General features: G+C 42.6%; 16 protein-coding genes and 4 pseudogenes. 16 read left to right on the top strand and 4 right to left on the bottom strand.

From position 1 onward, the window contains the following. Positions 1–39 precede the first annotated feature (39 nt). The 5 genes from BJP58_RS03110 (at position 40) to BJP58_RS03090 (ending at position 4,595) form a co-directional block, all read left to right on the top strand. Positions 40–753: an ABC transporter ATP-binding protein gene (locus BJP58_RS03110; protein WP_194542749.1), complete on the top strand. Its 714-nt coding sequence runs from the start codon at positions 40–42 to the stop codon at positions 751–753. Next, positions 750–1,499, top strand: a complete 750-nt coding sequence (locus BJP58_RS03105; RefSeq protein WP_194542748.1) for an ABC transporter permease — start codon at positions 750–752, stop codon at positions 1,497–1,499. The genes BJP58_RS03110 and BJP58_RS03105 overlap by 4 nt, the downstream gene beginning before the upstream one ends. Beyond that, complete coding sequence (locus BJP58_RS03100) at positions 1,496–2,254, top strand: ABC transporter permease (RefSeq protein WP_194542747.1); 759 nt, start codon at positions 1,496–1,498, stop codon at positions 2,252–2,254. The genes BJP58_RS03105 and BJP58_RS03100 overlap by 4 nt, the downstream gene beginning before the upstream one ends. A gap of 171 nt (positions 2,255–2,425) precedes the next feature. Further along, positions 2,426–3,976, top strand: coding sequence for an FAD-dependent oxidoreductase (locus BJP58_RS03095; protein WP_194542746.1), 1,551 nt, complete (start codon positions 2,426–2,428; stop codon positions 3,974–3,976). A 28-nt stretch (positions 3,977–4,004) separates the two neighbouring features. Beyond that, positions 4,005–4,595 (top strand): sigma factor-like helix-turn-helix DNA-binding protein, encoded by a 591-nt coding sequence (locus tag BJP58_RS03090; RefSeq protein WP_194542745.1) that lies wholly within the window; start codon positions 4,005–4,007, stop codon positions 4,593–4,595. Positions 4,596–5,033: 438 nt separating this feature from the next. Here the strand turns inward: BJP58_RS03090 and BJP58_RS03085 are convergent, their stop codons facing one another. Further along, positions 5,034–5,885, bottom strand: coding sequence for an aldo/keto reductase (locus tag BJP58_RS03085; protein WP_194542744.1), 852 nt, complete (start codon positions 5,883–5,885; stop codon positions 5,034–5,036). 175 nt (positions 5,886–6,060) lie between these two features. Here BJP58_RS03085 and BJP58_RS03080 point away from each other — a divergent pair, with 175 nt between their 5' ends. Next, positions 6,061–6,510: a MerR family transcriptional regulator gene (locus BJP58_RS03080; protein WP_194542743.1), complete on the top strand. Its 450-nt coding sequence runs from the start codon at positions 6,061–6,063 to the stop codon at positions 6,508–6,510. A gap of 94 nt (positions 6,511–6,604) precedes the next feature. On the opposite strand, the pseudogene BJP58_RS03075 reads toward BJP58_RS03080, so the two are convergent. Next, a pseudogene (locus BJP58_RS03075) lies at positions 6,605–6,750 on the bottom strand (winged helix-turn-helix transcriptional regulator); the annotation flags it as partial. A 54-nt stretch (positions 6,751–6,804) separates the two neighbouring features. Between BJP58_RS03075 and BJP58_RS03070 the strand changes: the two are divergent. The 3 genes and pseudogenes from BJP58_RS03070 (at position 6,805) to BJP58_RS03060 (ending at position 8,928) form a co-directional block, all read left to right on the top strand. Next, a pseudogene (locus BJP58_RS03070) lies at positions 6,805–7,200 on the top strand (RidA family protein). Positions 7,201–7,434: 234 nt separating this feature from the next. Then, positions 7,435–7,857, top strand: a complete 423-nt coding sequence (locus BJP58_RS03065) for a DoxX family protein (protein ID WP_259445689.1) — start codon at positions 7,435–7,437, stop codon at positions 7,855–7,857. Between the two features lie 210 nt (positions 7,858–8,067). After that, positions 8,068–8,928, top strand: a complete 861-nt coding sequence (locus BJP58_RS03060; protein ID WP_233354935.1) for an aminoglycoside phosphotransferase family protein — start codon at positions 8,068–8,070, stop codon at positions 8,926–8,928. 122 nt (positions 8,929–9,050) lie between these two features. Here the strand turns inward: BJP58_RS03060 and BJP58_RS03055 are convergent. Beyond that, positions 9,051–9,284: pseudogene (locus BJP58_RS03055) on the bottom strand (coenzyme F420-0:L-glutamate ligase); the annotation flags it as partial. 586 nt (positions 9,285–9,870) lie between these two features. Between BJP58_RS03055 and BJP58_RS03050 the strand changes: the two are divergent. The 7 genes and pseudogenes from BJP58_RS03050 to BJP58_RS34210 all read left to right on the top strand — a co-directional run bounded on the left by BJP58_RS03050 (position 9,871) and on the right by BJP58_RS34210 (position 16,515). Next, positions 9,871–11,079 (top strand): sensor histidine kinase, encoded by a 1,209-nt coding sequence (locus BJP58_RS03050; protein WP_194542741.1) that lies wholly within the window; start codon positions 9,871–9,873, stop codon positions 11,077–11,079. Then, on the top strand, positions 11,066–11,725 hold the full coding sequence (locus tag BJP58_RS03045; protein ID WP_194542740.1) for a response regulator: 660 nt from the start codon (positions 11,066–11,068) through the stop codon (positions 11,723–11,725). The genes BJP58_RS03050 and BJP58_RS03045 overlap by 14 nt, the downstream gene beginning before the upstream one ends. A gap of 236 nt (positions 11,726–11,961) precedes the next feature. Next, complete coding sequence (locus BJP58_RS03040) at positions 11,962–14,175, top strand: MMPL family transporter (protein ID WP_194542739.1); 2,214 nt, start codon at positions 11,962–11,964, stop codon at positions 14,173–14,175. Positions 14,176–14,254: 79 nt separating this feature from the next. After that, a pseudogene (locus tag BJP58_RS33480) lies at positions 14,255–14,542 on the top strand (sulfatase-like hydrolase/transferase); the annotation flags it as partial. Positions 14,543–14,777: 235 nt separating this feature from the next. After that, entirely contained in the window at positions 14,778–15,134 is a 357-nt protein-coding gene (locus BJP58_RS03035; RefSeq protein WP_194542738.1) for an Asp23/Gls24 family envelope stress response protein, read from the top strand. Positions 15,135–15,369: 235 nt separating this feature from the next. Beyond that, positions 15,370–15,873: a DedA family protein gene (locus tag BJP58_RS03030; protein WP_194542737.1), complete on the top strand. Its 504-nt coding sequence runs from the start codon at positions 15,370–15,372 to the stop codon at positions 15,871–15,873. A 300-nt stretch (positions 15,874–16,173) separates the two neighbouring features. Next, positions 16,174–16,515, top strand: coding sequence for a YihY/virulence factor BrkB family protein (locus tag BJP58_RS34210; protein ID WP_442953963.1), 342 nt, complete (start codon positions 16,174–16,176; stop codon positions 16,513–16,515). Between the two features lie 227 nt (positions 16,516–16,742). On the opposite strand, the gene BJP58_RS03020 is transcribed toward BJP58_RS34210, so the two are convergent. Continuing rightward, on the bottom strand, positions 16,743–17,849 hold the full coding sequence (locus tag BJP58_RS03020; protein ID WP_194542735.1) for a nuclear transport factor 2 family protein: 1,107 nt from the start codon (positions 17,847–17,849) through the stop codon (positions 16,743–16,745). Between the last annotated feature and the right edge of the window lie 376 nt (positions 17,850–18,225).

The raw sequence follows: 18,225 nt of genomic DNA, 5'->3' as shown, positions 1-18,225 counted from the left end.
CTATATAATTGGAACCATAACAGAAAGGAAGTGTTATGGTTGCTTACCATTAATAACTTAGTCAAATATCGCGGAACTCAACAAATCTTATCAGGTATCAGTTTTAAAGCAAGACCTGGTAGAGTGACTGGTTTTTTAGGTCCGAATGGGGCTGGGAAAAGTTCTACACTACGCATCCTGCTTGGATTAGATCGTGCCACCTCAGGGAGTGCACTCATTAATGGCAAGCCATTCGCAGAATTACATAATCCTCTAGCAACAGTAGGTGCCGCACTGGATGGATCTGGAGCTCATCGCAGGCGAACAGGAAGGGCCCATTTACGTTGGATTGCTCGTGCCGCAGGATTGCCTCGTTCACGTGTTGAGGAAGTTCTGGAAATCGTAGGTCTTAGTAATGCAGCTGACAAAAGAGTTGGGAATTATTCGCTTGGTATGGGGAGAAGACTTGGAATGGCGGCTGCACTACTGGGTAATCCCCCAATATTGGTTCTAGATGAACCCGTAAATGGGCTCGACCCCGAAGGAATTCGTTGGATCCGGACATTTTTACGTGAACGTGCTGAGTCAGGTAACACGGTGTTACTATCCAGTCATCTAATAGGAGAGCTTGCAGAGACGGTTGATGATGTGGTCATTATTAAGCATGGAACAATCGTTGCAGATGGAACATTGGATGAAGTAATAGGTAACCATTCCACGCTGGAGAAAGCTTTTTTTGCCCGGACATCTGAACATGCAGGTGATGTTGTATGAGAGCATTCAACGCGGAACTATCTAAATTGTTCTCCCTGCCGGGCATTTGGCTTGCCTTTCTTATTGGAGCATTTGCCCCTGCGGTCATAGCTGCCTTAGACAGCATAGCACAAAAAGAGGATATTATAGCTGGAATTAGCACACGGCTATTGGAAGTTGGCTATATTGGATTAGCTCTTGGTGTACAAGGTGTCATCATTCTTGGTGTGCTTGCTGTCAGTAGCGAGTATTTGACAGAGAGCAGTGAATCTGGTGGAGGACAACAGATTACAACAAGTTTAACGGTTATTTCATCAAGGCTGCATTTTTTGCTGGCAAAAGCAGGCGCTGTGACAGTAATCAGTATACTGCTTTGTATTGTTGCTATAATGACAACTGTGTCAGCCACGCATCTTGTTCTTGGTCAGTATACCCCTGCATTTGAATGGTCTAAACTGCTCGGTGCAGTTTGTTACTGGACATTCACTGCTCTTTTAGCATTTGGGATTACTGTTCTAACTAAGAATGGCACTATTCCGCTTGCCGTGCTCATCATAAATACATCCGTTGTATCATTTAGTTTCTTGCTTTCTAAGGTTACAAAGTTAGCGTTATACTTACCGGATCGGGCTGGCCTTGAAATGTTTATGTTTCTGGGCGACAGATTTCTCACCCCGTTCACAGGCGGCTTAGTCATGTCTGCCTGGGTAGTCGTTTCTTTCATTGCTGCAGCTATTGTATTCCATAGGAGGGATGTTGCAGGATGAGTGTCCCTTCTAGTAGACAGATTACACAAATCATTCGTGCTGAACTGGATAAATTAGTTACATTACCATTGATATGGCTCACTCTTATGGGTACAATCATTCTTAATTTACTATTAGCAGCAGCTTTTACTTCTATTGGTCTACAAGGGGCAGCAGGGAACCAAAGTATACTGAATATAGGGCTAGCTTCTATGGGATATCTTCAAGCAGGATTCATTATTCTTGGGATCATAGCTACTTGTTCGGAGTATACCGGTGGACAGATTCGAACGACGTTAGCTACGATACCTTGGCGTGGGATTCAATTATCCATGAAGCATTTGGCATTGGCAATCATAACCGTTCCCGCGGCCTTTATTATTGCTGCATCCGGTGTCCTATATACTTTTATGATGATGAGAGACACAGCAGCAGTGATTGATATAGACACAACGATAGAAGCATTAGCAGGTGCAACAGGCTATCTAGCGTTAACCACACTGCTGAGTGCAGCTATAGGTGCTTTATTAAGACGAACCACTCCTGCTTTAGTGGTACTGCTTGGTTATTATTTCATTGTCAGTCCATTGTCGAGAGATTTTCTACCTGGTATTAAAAATTATTTTCCCGATACGGCAGGATATTATATGTATACGCCGCCTTCCTCTGATGAAATAACTGTCCTTACACCAATGCAAGGGACAGGGATTATAATGATATGGACACTGATTTTTATTACAGTAGCTATTGTATTTTACCGTAAACGAGATGCCTAAGTTTAGGTTTCATCAATTCAAACATATAATCTTAAGCGAGTAAAGATGCACCAAAGAAGAATGGCACCTGATGGGGGTGCCTTTTTGATTTCTCTCTATAGATGTTAAAGTGTCACGTTTTACGCTCCGAAAACGTCTTGTTCGTAAATAACATGAGGTGAGGTGGCTAACATGGGACATTACGATGTCGCCATCATCGGCGGCGGACTTACCGGATTAACCGCGTCGATTTATTTGGCAAGAGCAGGCCTATCGGTCATTGTATTGGATAAGGCAAATCAACTTGGCGGTCGTGCGCAGTCTGTTAACAAAAAGGGAGTATCACTCAATCTGGGTGTACATGCGTTTTATCAAGACGGGGCAGCGGAGGGAATTTTGCGCGAATTGGGCGTGAGGCCGAAAGGCGCTAACCCGCCTGCCTCGGCAGGTGTGATGTGGAATGACCGGATTTATACGCTGCCGACAAAACCATTTCAGCTGATCGCATCCAAACTGTTTTCATTTTCGGAAAAGATGGAGCTTACCCGGTTCATGCTCAATCTGGGCAAGATCGACCCCAATCGAATCGAACGAATCAGTTTAAAGGAGTGGGCAGAGCTGGAAATTCGCCATCCGATGCTTAGACACGTGATATATTCGGTGAGCCGAGCGAATTCTTTCGTTCCTCACCCAGAGCTTCATCTTGCGGGTCCGGCAGTACGGCAGCTTCAAAGAACATTTAGCGGAAAAGCCTTCTACATCGAGGGGGGATGGGGCAGGCTAATCGACGATTTAAGGGATCAGGCTATTCGCGCAGGCGTCACGATAATGAATCAGAAAAAAGCAGTCGAAATCGTACATGACGGAACGGTTCGACGTATCCGCCTTAAAGATGGCGAGCTTATTGACGCTCCTAATGTTGTTATCGCTGCGGGTCCGAAAGAAGCATACGATCTGGTCAAGAATTTGGATAGCACATCTCTTGAAAAATGGAAAGATAACATAAAACCGATTCACGCAGCGTGTCTTGATCTCATCCTGCGCCGACTTCCTGATGGCGGCTCCAATTTCATTGCAGGATTTTGGCTGGATCAACCGATCTTCTATAACTCACCGTCCACTGTAACAAAGCTCAGTGAAGATGGCTCTGTCGTCATTCATCTGGTCAAACACCTAGGAATGAATGAAAGTCGCCCCGAGACGGATCTGTTGCAGTTGGAAAAAGCAATGGATCTCGTTCAACCCGGCTGGCGGAAAGAGGAAATAGCCAGACAGTTTTTACCTAACTTGACCGTCGCACATGATTTTATCACGGTGGACAAAAGTGGCAAATTCCCCAGCCCCTCGGTTCAGGGAATAAAAGGACTTTATGTAGCGGGAGATTGGACGGGACATGGCGAATTATTAGCTGATGCTGCATTTGCCAGCGCCAAGCGAGCGGCGCAAGCGATCATATCCAAGCAATATTCGTTTAAGGGGAGAATGTTGGACAGGGGAACGTTATATAACGAATTGAAACCTTTGCTTGTGTCATTAGCATATCATACGATGGGAAGCATCGCTGAAGCGGAAGATATTGTTCACGATGTGTTCCTCTCGTGGGAAGAGAAACCGCCGCATCAAGTATGCGATGCCAAAGCCTATTTGTGCAAGATGGTTCATAATCGCTGTGTTGATTATATTCGATCGCTCCGTAGAGACAGGGAAAGATACGTCGGACTTATGGCTGCCCGAGCCCATTGATACAACCTATGTTCAAGAGTACGATTCAATGGAGAGTATCGTATGGAAAGAATCCCTTTCAACAGCTGGCTTGTTATTACTGCAGCAGCTCTCCGCGACTGAGCGGATTGTATTCCTGCTTCATGAAGTGTTTCATTACCGTTTTGATGAAATAGCCGAGATCGTCGACAAAAGTACGGTGAATTGCCGTCAAATTTTTCACCGAGCGAAGAAGAGCCTCGGCAATTTGCCTGAACGAAGCCCGGAACTTATTGAGAAAAAAGCGGCACTAGCTGAACGATTTGCCGAGGCGCTCATGACCGCAAATATTGAATTGCTTATTGAACTTTTATCGTCGGAAACTGTACTATACCAGGATGGAGGCGGCAAAGTAAAAGCTGCACTCCGGCCAATAAAGGGTTCAGACTTAATTATCCGTTTTTTTGTCGCCGTTGCACCCGAATTTCCGCCTGGATATCGATGTGTAACTTGTGAAATCAACGGTATGCCTGGAATACGGCTAATAATAGGTGAAATGACTTTTGCAGTGGTTACTTTTGATTATTTGCAGAATCAGCTTTCAAACGTTTATGTCGTGATGAATCCGGAAAAGCTGTCGCATTATAATAGGATGAAGTAATCGATCTTCAAGGCAATTGATGCTAAAAGAGAATAACGCATAAAAACGCCTCAGGGCTAACCTTTAAAAGTTAGATAGCCCCGGGGCGTTTAGCTTTCTATTTTGATATGGTTTTATGGTTTGTCTTGCAGCATGCGAACCAGGATCACGACGGCTTCTGCTACTGTAAGTGATAGGGCGAAGTTTTTCTGTTAGCAGGCGGACAAAGATACTGCAAATGATTATCCCCTAGAGATGGATTCTAGGGGGATTTTCCATGGCGTTACGTCCGAAAAGCCACAGACTCTAATGGACGAGAGGCGAGATGAAAATGTTCTATATCGTTGATTGAAGTAGTAGAGCTAATTCGTTATATAATCCAAGAAAGTACAGGGCGTCAGCCCTATACTTTCTTAATAGATGGAGATATACGCCTAATGATTGTGTTTCAGCGGAGGTTTACAGATCGACTCTCCAGTTGCCCATCATCTTGGCGACTTCTGGGTCGCGGTACGATAAGAAGAGACTTTCCCGAGTATCGAGGGTCGAAATTTGTTCCATGTCGTCCGTGCTTAACTCAAAGTCGAAAATATCGAAGTTTTCTACGATCCGCTCTTTGCGTACCGATTTTGGAATGACAACGACTTCGCGCTGAACAAGCCAGCGCAACACGACTTGGGCGACGGACTTGTTATGTTTAACAGCAATTGAGGTCAGCAGTTTGTTGTCGAACATGTTGCCCCGTCCTTCAGCGAACGGCGCCCACGACTGGTGTTGAACTCCCTGCTCTTTCATAAAAGCGGTGGTCTCCATCTGCTGGTAGAATGGGTGCGTTTCAATCTGGTTGACGGCGGGCACGATTTCATTATGCACGATGAGGTCCATCAGACGGTCGGGCAGGAAGTTGCTGACCCCGATAGCTTTAATTTTGCCTTCGCGGTACAGCTCTTCCATTGCGCGCCAAGCACCATAGTAATCGCCGAACGGCTGATGAATAAGGTACAGATCGAGATAGTCGAGTTGCAGCTTCTTCAAGGATTTAGCAAACGCCAGCTTGGCACTCTCGTAGCTGGCATCCTGAACCCAAAGTTTGGTCGTGATGAACAGCTCCTCACGCGGTACGTCGCTGCGCTTAATCGCGCGTCCGACCGCTTCCTCGTTCAGATAACCGGCGGCCGTGTCGATCAGGCGGTAACCGTTCATTAGTGCTTCATATACTGCGCGCTCGCATTCCTCGGCATCAGGAATCTGGTAGACACCAAAGCCGATGATCGGCATTTTCACTCCGTTGTTCAACGTTACGGTTTGCATTGTGATTCCTCCTATTGTTCAAATGAATAACAGCAAATGGCTGCGAATCCCGGGGACGGTACTGCAGAACGGAGATTCCGTTTATAGCCGAATTGCATTACAATCAGCTTATAACCTTCGTGTTACACGAAGTCAAGCTGTCTTTTTAACAATTGTATTTCTAGGAGGATTTCACATGCATACGGTTAAAGAAGCCGCCCAGATAACAGGACTTACCGAGCATGCCGTGCGCTTTTACACAGATAAAGGTCTGGTGCCAAGCGTACAGCGCAATCAGAATAATATCCGGATGTTCGATGAAGAATCGATCAACTGGCTGCATGGCATTAAATGCCTCAAGCAATCCGGAATGCCAATTGAACTCATTAAAAGGTACGTCGATTTATGCCTCGAAGGGGATTCGACCATTCCTCAGCGCTACAAACTCATGATGGAGCATAAAGAGGCGGCGCTTGCTAAGCTCGAGGAAGCGAAACTGCACGTTGCCCATTTGGAGGAAAAAACAACCCTATATCAGGACATTCTAGAACACCGCTCTCAAGACACAACGAATCCCGGCAACTGGGACAGAATTCTGCATATGCATAGTGACGTATTTTATTCGCCATCTATTCGGAAAGTTTGAGGGAAATACAATGGGTGATGGAGTAGAAGGAACATGTATAACGGACAGGTGCTCATCTGACCTGATTGAAATGAAGATGTATGACAGACCATTGTCATATGTCTTCTTTTATTATATTGGGAGATCGGTGTTGCGCTCCCCACTCACATAATCCTTCTAGAATAGGGAGTAAGGCTTTAGCTTTATCTGTAAGTCGGTACTCAACCTTAGGGGGATTTGGGGATATTCTTTCCGTTCGACCCTTTATTGTTTGCCATTATCTTATACTAACCATATTTTGAAAGGAGAATAAAAATGAGGGTAGCAAAAACGTTTGATCACGGTGTTGCAAGGGAGGAAGGGAGCGGCATATCCCAGGGTTATTCGATTAACGGCACGATCTATGTCTCGGGTCAATTTTCCCTCGATATGCAGAACACAATCGTCGGTGCGGGAGACATCGAGGCGCAAACTGGGTAGATGCTTGAAAATCTAGATCGCGTACTGGCGGGGTTCGGTGTCACGAAGTCAAACCTTGCATTTGTTGAGATTTACCTGACAGACGTAAAGGAGCATTTCGAGCCTTGCATCCAGTTGTTTAAAGAATATATGGGACAGCACCGCACCGCCGGCAGTCTCATTGGCGTGACAGCGCTGGCGTCCCCTGAGCAATTGATTGAAATCAGCGCTGTCGCTCACACGAACGAATGAACGAGGGCAATGCTGACGGATTGAGCCTGCTTGAGAGGTGAGAGAATTGTTCGGATAGCGGAGAAAGATACCGTATATATTTATCCCCTTAGAGATGGATTCTAGGGGGATTTTTTGTGATGGTATTGTTTTCCTAAAACAGTATCATAAATTGACATGATTAGTGATTATGATAAACACATCAAATAGGAAGAGGCATTTGACCAAATCAAAAAAGGAGTGTTTATGATGAAAATGAGTGCGACCATTGGAAATGAAAAAAACAAGAAGGTAGAATCCCGCTCAATTGGACGGAAGGCCGCTTATTGGACTGTTACCATTATTCTTGCATTCTCAATGGCATTAAGCGGGATCGGACAGCTGATGCGCTATGGGGGAAATGTTGATTTAGTGACCAATATTGGTTTCCCGTTATATGTCACGAACATTCTTGGAGCTTGGAAGTTGCTTGGAGTCATTGCGATTATAATGCCAGGTTTGCCCCGGCTTAAGGAATGGGCCTATAGCGGTATCTTTTTTCTCATGACGGGTGCGGCTTTATCTCATGCGTTTGCTAATGATTACGGCGATTACGGATTCCATATCATTCTTCCGCTTGTCTATGCTGCGCTTGGCATCGCTTCCTGGGCGTTGCGTCCGAAAAGCCGCAGACTCTGATGGCATAAAGAGATTAGAGGCGATATGATAATATTCTATAAAATGTTGATTGAAGTAGTAGAACTAGCTGGTTTACGTGCCAATGATACCGCTGATTAGCGGTATACTTTAACTATAATTAGGTATTATCTGTCTATTCCATTATTTCTTTGATACCCTGTTAAATATGTGATGGTAACACCGAGGAGGTAGCGACTCATGGTTAAGAAAATGCACGTCGACGAAAAGGAACTAGATGAAGCGCTCGTTCGTCGTCTGCTTGTTGCACAGTTTCCCCATTGGGCGGATCTATCCCTGCGACGGATCGAGCCGGCTGGCACAGTGAACGCCATCTTTCGGCTAGGCAACGAATATTCAGTTCGGCTCGCGCGGCGGGAAGGGCCTACGACACCAGAAAGTCGTGAGTTTACTTGGCTGCCTAAGCTTGCTCCATTGGTTCCGCTTGAAGCTCCTGTACCAGTCGCTCTAGGGCACCCGAATAGCGAATATCCGTGGTTTTGGTATATACACACATGGGTTGAGGGCGAGACGGTGCCGATAGAGGAGATTGACGCGATTCAGGCCGCTCGTGATCTTGCGGAGTTCGTTGCAGCGCTGCAACAAATCGATTCATCGGGTGGGCCGCAGGGACGCGGCATTCCATTGGCTCAAAGGGATGAGGGGTTCCGATACTGGTTGGCACAGTTCGATGGCGATGTTGCTGCGGTGTCTGATGTATGGGAATCGGCACTTGCCGCGCCTCAGTGGAGCGGCCCACCTGTTTGGCATCACGGCGACCTTGACATGCGTAACTGGCTTGTGCGAAATAAAAGAATCACCGGTGTGATTGATTGGGATACAATGGGCGTTGGCGATCCTGCATGCGATGTCATGGTCGCATGGAAGTTACACTCGCCGGCAGCACGTGACGCGTTCCGGAAATATCTTCCTACGGATGACGCTACTTGGGCAAGAGCCCGCGGATGGGTCGTATCGCAGGCGGTGGCAGTGCTGGCTTACTACACGCCAGAAAACAATCCAGTTCTGTACCATGAGGCGAAATCCTGGCTCGACCTAGTATTGTCAGAATGATGCTTGATAATCTTGCTGTTGAGTATCAATGGTGTCATGGAGATCGAATCCGATAGTTGAATAATTATAAAGGTAAGCAAAAAAGGATGTCTCGATTAGGAGACATCCTTTTTGCACCGATCTTATTTTGTATAGTTATCGAAGTAACATTGGATATAGACCATGGGTGTTCCTTTATCTCCACTACCAGAAGTCAAATCTGATAATGATCCAATTAGATCTGTTAATCTTTGAGGTGTAGTACCTTGTGCTTCCATCGCACCTACTAGGTCTTCGTTTTTATTCTGGATGTAATCATAAAAGTTATAATATGAAATATGAGTTGCATAGTTCAAACAATATATTGAGACTATGTTAAATTCAGAGTCAAATCACCAAATTATCCGCTTTTTTAGCCCGAATATGCGATGGATATTCTTTAGAGCCCCCCACCATTCAACTCTATACTCTATTGTGTAGCATGTTCTACAAATGCTATTAAACGACAGTTATAGTTTCGTATACATATAAGTTACAATTGAATGTTCCAGGTTTCAAATCGAGATCATGTTTGATCACTACATCTGATAGTTCTGTTTTTTCATCAAGCTATGGCTAACACGAAACCTAAGGTTTTGCCCAAAAGGGCAATCAAACATACCCATTTAGGCGATGTAGTGAATGGATTATAGTACTATAATTAGATTGCATGCAACTTTACCCAAGAAAATTTGTAATTTAGATGATGGTTTTGAGCTTGTCGCAGGAGTAATCAAGCATGTACAGGAAGCCATCCTAACATTGAATTTGTACATTATAATGAAAATGTTAACAATCAAGTCCTGGATAACTTCGAGCAACTGAAGGCAAGCTTACTGGGTACTGGATTGTTTCATTAAGTAAGTGTATCTTTGCTAATATATGTAAAGAGATTAAGATGATAAAACTTGGACTGGGGTTATTATGGTGACTAATAAGAAGAATAAACTTGAGACTATACATGAATTATTTGAAACAAGAAAGCCCATTCTCATTTGGTTGATCTTTGTATACGCAGGATCTGTTACACTTCAGTTTTTGGATGATCCTAGAGTTATCAGTAGTTTGGTATTTACGGGGCTGTTTGTTCTCCACGCCGCGTTGCATTGGATTTCATATCGGGTTAGCCAAAGACATTTTTGGTTTTACTTTGGAATACAAGGGATCTTAATTTACCTGTGCGCTATACTTTTCCCCGGAAGTTATCAGGCAGTGTTGGTGGGGTTGCTCCCCGTATTAATTGCTCAAAGTTTAGGTTTTTCTTTTCGGATTAGCAGGGTGATACTTATAGCTTTGATTAGTATTATCATATTTTTCGACTCTTCCTTAACAGTCGGAGGTACAAAGGAATTGCTGGTATTCATTCCGATTTTTGTGATGATGCTAATTATCGTAATAGCTTATGGAGTACTATTTTTTCATCAAGTTCATGAGCGAGTCAGGCTGCAAAAGTTTTTGAATGAACTGCAAGCGGCTCATCAAAAGGTCGAAGAACTTACATTGTCCAATGAACGGCAGCGAATGGCTAGGGACTTACATGATACTCTTGCCCAAGGAGTCGCAGGTTTAATTATGCAATTGGAAGCGTCCAACGCGCACATTATGCAGGGGAATACGGAAAAGGCTCATAACATTATAATTCAATCCATGCAGCAAGCACGTAGAACACTGGCTGAAGCACGCAGGGCAATAGATGACCTTAGAATTAAATCAGCACCTGATATCGATTTTAAGGAAGCTGTCGAAGATGAAGTAAGGCACTTCAGACATTCAACGGGTATTCAGGTAGACTGGAATATACAACTGAATCAACTACTATCAAGAGTTGTGATGGAACATAGTCTTCATATCGTCAGAGAGGTGTTGACGAATGTTGCGCGCCATGCCAATGCCAATGTAGTAAAAGTCAGTGTTATCGTCTCGAACAATCAACTTCAGATAGAAATATCAGATAATGGAAAAGGTTTTAATCCAGATGCGATCGGAAAGGAACCTGGTCACTATGGGTTACTTGGAATCCGTGAACGAGCAAGATTGATTGGTGGACACATCAAGATCGATAGCAGCTCAGAAGGTACAACCATAACGATGTCGGTGACAATTAATGAAGGAGGTCAACATGAGCCCTTATAAAATTATGTTGGTGGACGATCATTTTGTAGTTCGTGAAGGACTCAAGCTCATATTAGAGACCAGCGAAAAATATCAAGTCGTAGGGGAAGCTGTAAATGGACAGGATGCGCTTGAGAAGGTTGAAAAGCTTGAGCCTGACATAATTCTAATGGATCTGAATATGCCTGTTCTGAGTGGACTCGAAACGATGAAGGAATTCAAGAAGAAAGGCCTTACGATCCCTATTATTATCCTGACCACGTATAACGAGGATGAACTGATGATTAACGGGTTGGCTTTGGGAGCCAAAGGGTATTTGTTAAAAGATACAAGCAGAGAAAGCTTGTTCAGAAGCATTGATTCTGCAATGCAGGGGGAAATGCTCTTATCTGAGGAGATGCTAGAGCGAGTAATGGCTGCTAAATTAAAATCGCAACAAGAAGTCAAACAAGAAGTCAAACAAGATGTCAACCTTTTGAGTGATAAAGAAAACTACATTTTGCAATGCGTGGCTAAAGGGTATAAAAGCAAAGAAATAGCATTTGACATGAATATCGGAGAACGAACAGTCAAGGCTCATCTAACGAACATATACAATAAACTTGGGGTAGATTCGCGGTCACAAGCAGTAGCAACTGCACTAGATCGAGGTATTCTGAAACTATAATTATTGATCAACGGAAAAAGCATGCAGGTCGGTACCCTGCATGCTTTTTCCGTTGGTATAGATTTGATGACATTCAGTACATATATTGTAGATTAGATCCATAAAAGAGAATATTCCCTTGATATAGCATTCCCCAAAGGGCAGATTCAAATGCCCATTGGGACGATGTTGCTGTCTAAAACTAATTATAAAATAAGATTATATTTAAGATATAGAGCAGAGGAGACGATACTGAAATGGCAAAAATGTTATACAGACTGGGGTTTTGGTCTGCCAAGAACCGCATGAAGGTAATCATCGGATCAATTATGGTCATGTTGATTACCTCAATGGTGGCAATGGGAATGGGACCGAAACTTAGTGAAGAAACTACGATACCCGGGTTAGAGTCCATTGAAACGATGGGGCAGATGTACCAGGAGTTTCCGTCTATGATAGATACCAGTAAAGAAATTCAGCTGGTTCTCAAAGCACCTGCTAACGAAACATTATCATCTGAAAAGATAAAACAACTGATTGAAACACAACTTCAGAGCATATCAAAAGATCCTGCTGTTACTGAAGTCTCCGGCCCATTTAATAACAAATCGTTGAACGCGGATGGCACAATCGCTTATGCGTCAATCTCTTATAACAAGGCTGATGGTGATGTTAAAGAAACTTCTAAAGAGTACGTAATTCATGCCGCAGAAGCTTTACGGAATGCCGGACTCCAAGCGGAACTCACTGGATCTGGTTATGTGAAGATGGAGATCGGAGGTGCTACAGAAGGAATTGGTATTCTAATTGCACTTGTTATACTTTCCACTGCTTTCGGATCCCTACTCACTGGAATCATCCCGATTCTAACAGCAGTCATTGGTCTTGGGACCGGCGTAATGCTGATCATCCTGGGGTCTAATTTCTTAGATACACCTTCATTTGCCTTATCATTGGCAAGTATGATTGGACTTGCAGTAGGTATTGATTACGCACTATTCATTATTTCAAGATACCGTCAAGAGCGTGCGCGAGGTTTTGAGAAAAGAGAAGCTATTGCAATAGCTAACGGTACAGCAGGCAGTGCAGTTGTTTTTGCAGGTGTAACCGTAATTATTGGTCTTGCAGGTATGGCAGTCGTAGGAATTCCTTTCCTTACAGCAATGGGGTTAGCTGCTGCGCTTTGTATTTTTGTAGCTGTTTTAATTGCAATAATCACAGTACCGGCCGTCCTTGACGCAATGGGTAGCAAGATAAAGGTTAAGCCGATAAAGAACTCTGGGAGATTGAATCGGACAACATCCCGAGGAAATCTGTGGGGGAGATTAGTGACAGGACGACCTTGGATCACAGTGGTTCTCGGAGTGGCACTACTCTCGACATTATCGGTACCATTCTTACACATGGAAACAGGTACTATGGATGATGGATTAAAGTCAACCAGTATGACGGAACGACGAGCATACGATTTGTTGTCTGAAGCATACGGTGTGGGTTACCATAACCCTCTGATGATTCTTGCAAAAACGGATGGAAGTGCTGAAGCTGATGTTAATTTAGCGAAAACAGTAGAACAACTTAAAACCTATCCAAACATTGGGATGGTTGCCGATCCGGTTAAAGGATCATCTGGAAAAGTCTCTTTGATTAACATTATACCGGCTACAGGTCATGCTGATGTGGAAACGGTAGAACTAGTAAAAACGATTCGCAGTCATATTCCTGAGATCGAAAGTCAGAACCATGTGCAACTTAAAATAACGGGCAGTACAGCAATCAATATTGATATTTCTCAAAAACTGAACGAAGCCTTACCTGAGTTCTGTGTCATAATTGTTAGTTTGGCTTTTCTCCTATTAATGATGGTATTTCGTTCTATCTTGGTTCCAATTAAAGCAGTGCTCGGTTTTATTCTCTCGCTTGGAGCTACAATGGGATTTATTACCTACGTTGTCCAGGACGGACATTTCCAAAATCTTTTCGGCTTCAGTGGACAGTCACTTGTACTTAATTTTCTTCCGATAATGGTTGTTGGGATCCTGTTTGGATTGGCTATGGACTATGAGGTATTTCTGGTTAGCCGCATGCGTGAGGACTTCAAAAAGAACGGTGATGCCAAACAATCCGTACTGGCGGGAATCCGGAACAGTGGGGGCGTAGTTACAGCTGCAGGATTGATCATGATATCCGTATTTGCAGGGTTTATGATGACGAATGATCCAAGTATCAAGGTAATGAGTTTTGCACTTCTCTTTGGGGTATTGTTTGATGCATTTGTTGTCCGTCTATTGATTGTCCCAGGTGTGATGATACTTATGGGTAAATCGGCGTGGTACTTGCCGAAATGGTTAGATCGACTTCTGCCGAACTTGGATGTAGAGGGTGAGAAGGTAATGGAAATCGTTGAAAAACGGCACCAAACACGTACGAATTCACACGATCTCTTTCCAGAACCCATAAATAGAGGATAGACGTAAATTGAAGATGGCAGGTTTCATGATGAAACCTGTCATCCAATTTTTTAACAAGCGGTTAAAATTGTTTTTCTATTTAATTCTCGTACAGATGGAATCCTTTCAATTTTTTTGATTGACCTCAAAATGGATGGTCAAGAGATCACTCCTAATTTAAATCAGCTAATTAAGACAATACGTATTTCCCTCATTTCTATTCTAATGCTGGACAGGGGACAACCTCGGATGCCGAGATCGTCGTAAATACATCCTTTTATGTACCAAGAATGAACCAGCAACTTCATCAAAATATATGGATAAACAACTGCCAAGTCTACCACATTTACTTAAGGAAAATGGATATTTCACAGCGACGTTCCATACCAAATGTTTCCCATCGTTTGTTCCTCTGAAATGAACTAAGCCCTTTGTGTGGTTGATAGACCTATTGTATCAATTTTAAATAGACATGAAATGGGATGTAATGAGATATTCAGCAATTGAAGTATATGCCCAAAGGTACAATGCTCTCTGCCCCAAGGTACATTACGCTAATTTCTAATTAAAGATAAAATGGGTACATACCATCTACTAAATTGTTTTAAAGGAGACATAAAAAATTGATTATACATACAGATATAGGGAAGATAAATGTTTTAGAGCAGGCGATTACAACAATTGTTTCCGTAGTTGCAAGGTTAGAATCTGGAATCATACTGTTGTCAACAGGAGCCGTAGATAGCTTGATTAAACACGTGAGTGGGAAAAAAATGCATAAAGGAGTATCTGTTACATTCTCAAACTCAAAATTAATCATCGAGCTTAGAATTGTTGTACCTTACGGGGTGAAAATCCAATATGTCAGCCGTGAATTACAGTCCAGCATATTTGAAGCGGTGAATAATATGACGGGTATTTCTCCAGATCAAGTCCACATACGTGTTGAGGGAATTAAACTGGCCGAAACGAGACAGTGAGAACGCAGTTGGAATCTAGGGCGTGTCTGAAAACTCTGAAGGACGCGGTTTTGCCAAATTTTCGTTCTAAGCCAGAAAGTTTTCTGCAGGCGTGCCGGGGCACGTCAAGGGAAACTGACGCAGCAGAGGGCGAAAAGGCGGTGAAAGATGCACTTCAGCGAGTTTTGAGACATGTCCTAAAAACATGGTTATTTCGAGAACTACTCCGACAGCATGAGGAGCTGAATACAGTATAATGTTTAGTGATACGTTATTAGAACTTGTTACTCAGTATGGATATGTATTCTTTTTTCTAGCTTTTTCACTAGGTCCGTTTGGCATTCCTGTACCTAACGAAATTATTATTGTATCTGGATCGATATTAAGCCATACAGGTGTCGTCAATTATTGGGCAACTTACAGCTCCATTCTAACAGGCTTATTGACGGCAATCACAATTTCCTATACCATAGGAAGATTTTTTGGTCATAAATTCAAAAAAAGATGGTTAGACAATCGTTATTTCTTAAAAGCGGAATCTATGTTGAAGAGAAAGGGCGATTTAGCAATGTTCATAGGAACGTTCATTCCGGTGGTGCGCTATATCTTGCCCTTACTGATAGGAATGAGCGAGATTCATTTCAAGAAATTTGCTATCTTTACGTATTCAAGTGCTGTGACCTGGACAATAACCTATTTTGCTTTAGGCATTTATTTTAAAGAACCTGTTTTATCAATGATGCAAATCTTGGGATATTGATATATGATAAAATTGGTTTTAATCCGAAAAGCTAGGTTTCCATTTAATATCTGGAGTTAATGAGTGTATATGCTCTGCCGTATTCAATCCTATGGCGGGGCTTTTGTTCAAAAAATCGTAAGTCCTTTCTTATTAAAGAAAGACTTTGCTAACTTTAAAATGATAAAGAAGGAGATGATTTGTAATTAAAGAAACTTACATGCAGATCCGAGAAAAATGCGCTCCATACTGGAACAAAGTAATGCAAATTGTCGTACCTGAGTTACGTTTACTCCCCGGGCATCTAACTCTTTTTTTCGTATTATCTCTTATTCCAATCTTGATTTTGATCAGTTACACATCATCATGAGATGGCCTGTAGTTTTAATGTTTTTATTTTTTACAATTAAAATTGTTTATATGGTTACTCCTAGATATCGATTTCCGGGAAAGTATGGAGCGCTTTTTACGAGCACAGTATGGGTAGTTTCAACATTTGCATACTCGTATTATCTTAATCATTTTAACAACCAATACAGCGATTTGTACGGGGATTTTGCAAATGTCATTGTTTTAATTATGTGGATGTACATTTTATCTTATGTATTTACTTTAGGTATTTCTATAAACGCTTATCATTATCGGATCAAACAAGCAAGCTGAATATTGAAATATGAATTAAGTGCACTATATTTGGAACAAATGAGCGGGGGATATAACTGGAATAATGCATTATTTTAGTGATGATCAGAATACATTCATAAAACATATACGGGAAGCGTCCATTGCTGGATACTTCCCGTATATGTGTTTTCTGCTTGCTGAACAATTCTGAACTTGTAGTTCGCAGTTCCTAATAAGTGTTATTGGTGTTCTCATAAACACGTGGGTCACTTGGTCCAGGATTCAATAACTTTTAAGCTGTTACCCTCCTCGGCAAAGTGTAAAAACTGCATTATGTCGCCAGCGGTTTTTTTCCCTGTTTTCGTGTCCTCATTGGTAATTCTATAGTGAATGGCGGCCCAGTCACCGCTGATAAGCATATTATCAAAACGAATACGCTTTACATCGGTCGATTCCGCATCTTTCTTCACGAAATCCTTATACTCCGGGAGAGTCATTGTCTCTGAATTTGTATGATATTGCAGGTCGCTGTCATAATACGTATCGGCCCAGTCACTCCAAGCATCAAAGCCCTGATTCCATTTATCAAAGTCGCTCAATATGGTGCTTTTAATTTTCTTAGCCATATCGGTATTAATAGGCGTAGGATAAGTAACAGGATATTTGGTTTCGAGATCTGTAGTATCAGGGATCTTTGCATTGACGATTTCATCCAATGCAGCTTGCTGTGCCGCCTTCGCCTCATCGGTTTGGAAACTTGTCAACCCGTCAAAATCCATCCCCTTTGTACCAGCCCAGCCTTCAACAACCCGAGTTCCCAGCGGATCACCATAGTCCTTGAAATGGACGAACTCCATCACGCTTCCATCGGAAGATTGTTGGCTCCCTCTGGCAGTCGAAGAGATGTCATATCGAATAGCTGCCCAATCGTCATTAATGATCATATTGTTGAAGTTACCCATCTGAATATCGGTAGACTTCAGCTGCTCATTCATGGCAGCTTGATATTCTTTCAGAGTGAGTTTCACGCCGTGGACATTATAGAGGGAGTCCTCTGTATATAGAATGTCGCCCCAGGCTTCCCAGGCTTCATAACCTCGATTCCAGTTTTCAAAGCCGTTCAGGAGTCTATTCTGTATATTCTTTTCCATCTCAGTCTCGATTGGTGTAGGGTTAATGATTGGGAAAGTAGCCGCAAGCTCTTCGGTATTATCGTAAGAGTCAGAAATACTGACCGTAGATTCGCCCGAATTCAAATTCTCCTCAACTTTGGAAGGGCTCGAATTTGTATTACTTGTACAACCCACAGCAACTGTCATAATGGCCAAAGCTGTCAGACTTGCCGTCAACATTCTTATCGTAGTATTCTTCATAATCATTCTCCTCTCAATAGTTGAATAAACATCGTGCTTCGCTATACCAAAGTAAAATTAATAGCTTATACATATACTACAACTGAAAAAAAATTGTAACATCGTTCTAAAAGGCAGATTTATTCTGCCCTTTCGGGCATTATGTATAACCTACCCCGAGCAAAGTAAATGAATTCAGGCATGAAATATAAAATATGGTACTTACTACATAAGGAAAATTGATAAATTAAAAATGAAGTATTCCATGAACGACGCGTCTTTTAGATGTTCATTTTATTCATAGATACCCGAAAGGGAAGGAACATTCGCCCTTATGTACGATGTTGTACATTCGTAAAGAATATAGACTTGAAGCATAAAGGAAAGGGAATCTATT

The organism is Paenibacillus sp. JZ16, assembly GCF_015326965.1.
GTDB lineage: Bacteria > Bacillota > Bacilli > Paenibacillales > Paenibacillaceae > Paenibacillus_AQ.
Note: the sequence above shows the minus strand (reverse complement) of the source record. Positions and strands in the feature narration are given on the sequence as shown.

What these genes read in the sequence shown, in the direction of transcription:
- BJP58_RS03050 (WP_194542741.1), top strand. Translation starts at nt 9,871, where the DNA reads ATGGTGACTAATAAGAAGAATAAACTTGAGACTATACATGAATTATTT.
- BJP58_RS03065 (WP_259445689.1), top strand. Translation starts at nt 7,435, where the DNA reads ATGAGTGCGACCATTGGAAATGAAAAAAACAAGAAGGTAGAATCCCGC.
- BJP58_RS03105 (WP_194542748.1), top strand. Translation starts at nt 750, where the DNA reads ATGAGAGCATTCAACGCGGAACTATCTAAATTGTTCTCCCTGCCGGGC.
- BJP58_RS03045 (WP_194542740.1), top strand. Translation starts at nt 11,066, where the DNA reads ATGAGCCCTTATAAAATTATGTTGGTGGACGATCATTTTGTAGTTCGT.
- BJP58_RS03090 (WP_194542745.1), top strand. Translation starts at nt 4,005, where the DNA reads ATGGAGAGTATCGTATGGAAAGAATCCCTTTCAACAGCTGGCTTGTTA.
- BJP58_RS03095 (WP_194542746.1), top strand. Translation starts at nt 2,426, where the DNA reads ATGGGACATTACGATGTCGCCATCATCGGCGGCGGACTTACCGGATTA.
- BJP58_RS03030 (WP_194542737.1), top strand. Translation starts at nt 15,370, where the DNA reads ATGTTTAGTGATACGTTATTAGAACTTGTTACTCAGTATGGATATGTA.
- BJP58_RS03040 (WP_194542739.1), top strand. Translation starts at nt 11,962, where the DNA reads ATGGCAAAAATGTTATACAGACTGGGGTTTTGGTCTGCCAAGAACCGC.
- BJP58_RS03085 (WP_194542744.1), bottom strand. Translation starts at nt 5,885, where the DNA reads ATGCAAACCGTAACGTTGAACAACGGAGTGAAAATGCCGATCATCGGC.
- BJP58_RS03080 (WP_194542743.1), top strand. Translation starts at nt 6,061, where the DNA reads ATGCATACGGTTAAAGAAGCCGCCCAGATAACAGGACTTACCGAGCAT.
- BJP58_RS03020 (WP_194542735.1), bottom strand. Translation starts at nt 17,849, where the DNA reads ATGAAGAATACTACGATAAGAATGTTGACGGCAAGTCTGACAGCTTTG.
- BJP58_RS03060 (WP_233354935.1), top strand. Translation starts at nt 8,068, where the DNA reads ATGCACGTCGACGAAAAGGAACTAGATGAAGCGCTCGTTCGTCGTCTG.
- BJP58_RS03100 (WP_194542747.1), top strand. Translation starts at nt 1,496, where the DNA reads ATGAGTGTCCCTTCTAGTAGACAGATTACACAAATCATTCGTGCTGAA.